We start from the raw sequence: 5,001 nt of genomic DNA, 5'->3' as shown, positions 1-5,001 counted from the left end.
AGCGTCTCCAGCGGGCGGCCGTAGAGCCAGCGGATGACGCTGCGCTCGACCAGCATGCCGACCAGCGCGGCGGCGGCAAAAGCGACAGGCACCGCGCACAACAGATACCAATCGAAATAACCGACGGCATAGTCGCGAAAAGCGTTCTGCACGAGCCAGGTCGCGTAGGCGCCGATCATGATCATCTCGCCGTGCGCCATGTTGATCACGCCCATCAAGCCGTAGGTGATGGCGAGGCCAAGCGCCGCCAGCAGCAGGATGCTGCCCAGGCTGATGCCGCTGAAAATCTGCGCGATGCGCTCACCGTTGGCGATTCTGGATTCGACGGCGTTGAGAGAGCGTTGCGCTTCGGCGCGAATCGCCGGATCGCGCTCGACGTATGCATCGCCTTTTTTTTCCAGCAAGCCGAGCAGCAGCGCTCGGGTGTTCTGGCTGTTTCCTTGCGCCAGGGCCTTGACCGCGGCGAGCCGGGTCGCGGCATCATCGCTTTGCAACTGCGTCGCCGCGCCGATCAGTGCGAGCTGATTTTTAATCTCCGGATCGGTTTCTTTCGCGAACGCTTTGCCGATCGCCGGCAGCAGCGACTCGTCAGCCTCGCCCTGCAATGCGAGGGCTGCGGCGAGTCGGACATCGCGGTCGTTTGAAGCGAGCCGCAATGCGGCGATCGCCGCACCCAACGCTCGCCGCAAACGATTGTTCACCAGAACGTCTTCGCGGTTTTCCGGCAACGGTGAGATTGCCTGCCGGCTTGCCGCGTCGATCGCTGTTTCGCCGTCCACGATCAGCACCCGCTCGCCGGCAGTTTGCAGTCTGCCTTCCTGCAGCGCTTGCAGCAGCGGGATGGCCGATGCATCGCCCGCGGCGACGATGGCGTTTATCGCTTCGATTTTCTCGTCGCTTTCACCGAGCGCGAGTCTGGCGATCGCCTCGGGTGTGAGCGCATGAGCGGCGCCGGAAAGCAGGAGCGCGGCGATGAAACCGCTGCGCAGCAAGCGCGTGAGTGACTTGGCGGCAAGCGCTGACATCTCGTGCCTTTTATTGGTCAGGATTCGGTAAGGGATCGCTGACTACCGAGCTTTCACTTGGCGTATGGCAACCCCAGTCTTTGTCATCCTGAGCGCAGCGGAGGGCCCTCAGAAACGAAAAAAAGTCCACCACTTCACTTGTTACTGTGTCGCTCGGTAAATAACTAACAAAAGTCAAAAGCCGTTCGTGCTGGGCTTGTCGAAGCATGAACGGCTTTTGACGAGCTCAGGCCGAACGGGAATATATTGCATTTATATTTGGAACAGGCCCTGGCCGAATCCGAATCTTGCAACTAAGTTTCGGCGACGCCAAACAGGCTTTTCTTGATGATCGCGTGCGTGCCCCAGTTGCCGTCCACGACCTGGGTGATGCCAAAATCCACGGCGATCGACATCAGCGATATCGCCTCGTCCTCGCTCAGCCCCTGGGTGGTCATGAGGAAGTGGCGCATCTTGCGAAAGGCGTCGCGCAGCGCAAGGTCTACGGATGATTTGGAGTAGATCTCGGACTGCGCCTTCGGCCCCAACTCGGCCAGGTAGTTGGCGAAGCTGAAGCCGTGCAGGATGAACTCGTCCTGGGTTTCGAGCAGCGGATAATCGAGGTTCTGCAATGGCGTTCCCGGGAGGGCCGCTTTCTTGTGCAGGATGAGCTGGAAGGTGCCCGTCAGCGAGCACTCGATGGCCGTGCCGCACAGCTCGGAGTCGCCTTGCGAAGCATGCGGATCGCCGACCGACAGCAGCGCGCCGGGTACCGCGACCGGATAGTACATCGTGGCGCCCTTGCCGATGCGCCAGTTGTCGATGTTGCCGCCGGTGTAGCTGGGCGGAATGGAATCGACAATATCGGCCTCGGCTGGCGCCAGTCCCATGGTGCCGAAATGCGGGCGTATGGGTACGCGCACATTCTTCAATATGTCGAAGTTTTCCTGCACCAGGCTATGGTCGACCGGGATTCCCGGATAGTCGATGGTCTTGTGCAGCACGCCTGAAGGATCGGTCTGCGGCGCCCAGCGAAAGTTGTACACGGCTTTCGCGCAATTGCGCTCACCGGCGGCATCCACCTCGTAGATGGTAATGACCTCGCGCTGCTTCGGCTCCTCGATCATGTCTTTGTAGTGAAAACCCCACCACGCCGCCGCATTGCTGCCGAAGCTTTTGCCCTTGTACTTGGGGTTGGCGCAGGGCCGCAGCTTGACGTCGAGGATGCGGACTTCGAGAATGTCGCCGGGCTGCGCGTCTTTAACCGCCACCGGACCGGTACAGATGTGCACGCCCAGGCCTTCTCCCGCGCCGCGCCCAAACAGCGACGCGTCCATCGGTCCGGCGCCGCGCCGGTTCACGCCCTTTCGGGTCTTGTCCCAGTAGTAAATGCTCTCGGCGCCAGGGTCGCCCTTGATCATGCGCTCGAAATCGTCATAGGCGTGGTGAGTGATCGTCTCTATGGTGACGAAATCGCCCGACTCGACCGAAACCAGCGGCTTCAGGCTTTTGCTGAAATAACCCCAATGGATGGTCTTGTCACTTGCCGGGATGTGATAGTGGCTGATCGTGCTGCGCGTCGGCGCTGTTTGCGCGTGCGCGAGCGACGCCGCGCCGATGGACCCGAATGCGGCAACAGCACCAGCGGCTCCGCCGCTTTGCAGAAACTGGCGTCGTCCGGCGTCGGGCGCTTCGGCGGACAGCTCGCCGTCGGAACAAGCTTTGTGGGAGCAGGCTTTAGGGTCGTGATCGTGGTTCATGGGGGCACTCCGTTTTCCTGGCGTTGGACGGAAGTCGGTACCGTGGAGAATTGCGTAAACCCAACCAGCATTTTCTTGTCCGTCGTCCCGCCCCGATCAAGGCATTCGAGGGCAGGCTGCAGCGGGAATCCAGCGTCGTCGAGGAAGAGTTACTGCGCCCCCGCTACCTGACTTTGACAACACTATCCGGGCTCTTGGCAGCAAAGCTTCGTCTCCCTCTTTGCGCAGCGACGTTTTGGACCAAACTATCAAAAGGGGGGAAGGGGGATTTGCGGTGTTTGCTTTCGCGGACATTCAAATCCCCCTCAGTCCCCCTTTTTTAAAGGGGGAGGCAGAACCAGCCCTCCTGTCGCGAGCATCCTCCCGGTTTGCTTATTTCTTCTCCGGCTCGTCCGGCTTCTTGTCGTTGCCGGCGATGAACGGGCTCCACGGTTTGGCCTTGATCGGCTCCCTGGTTTTCCACACCACATTGAACTGCCCATTCGCTTGCACTTCGCCGATCAATACCGGCTTGTGCAGGTGATGATTCTTTTCGTCCATCTTGATGGTGAAGCCGTCCGGCGCCTTGAACGTCTGGCCGGCCATCGCGACGATGACTTTGTCGACATCGGTGGTTTGGGCTTTTTCAACCGCTTGCTTCCACATATGCATGCCGACATAAGCTGCTTCCATCGGATCGTTGGTCAGCGGCTTGCCGGCGCTCGGCAGATTATTTTTCTTCGCATATGCAGCCCACTTCTTCTTGAACTCTTCGTTGCTCGGGTTCTTGACCGACATGAAGTAGTTCCACGCGGCGAGATGACCGACCAGCGGCTTGGTATCGACGCCGCGCAGCTCTTCCTCGCCGACTGAAAACGCAACCACGGGCACATCGGTCGCTTTCAGGCCCTGGTTGCCGAGCTCCTTGTAGAAGGGCACATTGGAATCGCCGTTGATGGTCGAAACCACCGCGGTCTTGCCGCCGTTCGCGAACTTCTTGATGTCGGCGACGATTGTTTGATAATCGGCGTGGCCGAACGGCGTGTATTTTTCGTCGATATCCTTTTCCTCGATACCTTTCGATTTGAGAAACGCGCGCAAAATCTTGTTGGTCGTGCGCGGATAAACGTAATCGGTGCCGAGCAGCACGAAACGTTTCGCGCCGCCGCCGTCCTTGCTCATCAGATATTCGACTGCCGGGATGGCTTGCTGATTGGGTGCTGCGCCCGTGTAGAACACGTTCTTGGAAAGCTCTTCACCTTCGTACTGCACCGGGTAGAACAACAGTCCGTTCAGTTCCTCGAAAACCGGCAGCACCGATTTGCGGGACACCGAAGTCCAGCAGCCGAATACGACCGCCACCTTGTCTTGCGTCAAAAGTTGGCGCGCTTTCTCGGCGAACAAAGGCCAGTTCGAAGCCGGGTCGACGACGACCGGTTGCAGCTTTTTGCCGAGCACGCCGCCTTCGGCATTGATCTCGTCGATCGCCATCAGCGTCACGTCCTTGAGCACGGTTTCGCTGATCGCCATGGTCCCCGACAACGAATGCAATATGCCGACCTTGATCGTCTCTGCCGCGTTCGTGATGTTTGTAGGCAGCGAGGCGCCGATAAGCGAGGCCGCCAGCGACAATGACTTGAGAAAATGCCTGCGTTTCATGATTTGCTCCTGAAGGGTGAGAGTGAGGCCGCCTTGCGCGTAAACACGCTTATCCGTGTCTGTACGGTGCGCTTACGCAGAAGCTGTGCCAAGCGGCTACAGGCCTGGCAACGCGATGATCTGATTGTTTTCTTTGCTTGTAGCGAGGGTTGGCGCGTCGCTGCAAAACGAGTTGCATGCCCCATCCAGGTGCGCGGAATTCACGAGCGCACCAAGATGGCATGGCAGCAGCGAATGGCCCGGCGCTCAGTACTGCAACTGAACGCCAACGATGAATTGATCGCGCTCGGTTTGCGCGGGGGCGAGTCGATCGTCGTCGAGCCGCGAATAGACTGCCGTAATGCGCGCGTTGTGCCCGTCGATCACGTAGTTCACACCGATATCGGTTTGCTCATTTGTCGTATCCGACAGATCGCGATCGAAACGCTGATAGCGCAGGTAAGGCTGGAATTGCCCCCAGCCGATCTTTGCTGGAATCAGGTAAGCGACGGTCGCGAGATAAGCATTGCCGTCGACCTGTCCGCCGACGTTGCGTCCGCCGGGGCAGGCGGCAGCGCCCGGTTCGCCGGAGCCGCAATCGGGAACGTCGCCAAGATCGT

Annotated in this window: 4 protein-coding genes; all 4 read right to left on the bottom strand. The window is 59.5% G+C overall.

The annotated features are described in order from the left end of the window. Window positions 1-1,025, bottom strand: a 1,025-nt coding sequence (locus H0V78_10445) for an urea ABC transporter permease subunit UrtB (protein MBA2352171.1), incomplete at its 3' end; no start/stop codon positions are given. 293 nt (window positions 1,026-1,318) lie between these two features. Beyond that, on the bottom strand, window positions 1,319-2,764 hold the full coding sequence (locus H0V78_10440) for an acetamidase/formamidase family protein (GenBank protein MBA2352170.1): 1,446 nt from the start codon (window positions 2,762-2,764) through the stop codon (window positions 1,319-1,321). A gap of 372 nt (window positions 2,765-3,136) precedes the next feature. Continuing rightward, the gene (gene urtA / locus H0V78_10435; protein ID MBA2352169.1) at window positions 3,137-4,402 is read right to left on the bottom strand and encodes an urea ABC transporter substrate-binding protein; all 1,266 of its coding nucleotides are present in this window, start codon (window positions 4,400-4,402) and stop codon (window positions 3,137-3,139) included. 246 nt (window positions 4,403-4,648) lie between these two features. Next, the coding region (locus H0V78_10430) for a hypothetical protein (GenBank protein ID MBA2352168.1) at window positions 4,649-5,001 on the bottom strand (353 nt) is incomplete at its 5' end.

It is taken from the genome of Burkholderiales bacterium, assembly GCA_013695435.1.
Classification (GTDB): Bacteria; Pseudomonadota; Gammaproteobacteria; order Burkholderiales; family JACMKV01; genus JACMKV01.
This window is presented reverse-complemented; position numbering and strand designations above follow the sequence as displayed.

Bases quoted from the DNA above. Each gene is read 5' to 3' on its own strand.
- urtA (MBA2352169.1), bottom strand. From the start codon at position 4,402: ATGAAACGCAGGCATTTTCTCAAGTCATTGTCGCTGGCGGCCTCGCTT.
- H0V78_10440 (MBA2352170.1), bottom strand. From the start codon at position 2,764: ATGAACCACGATCACGACCCTAAAGCCTGCTCCCACAAAGCTTGTTCC.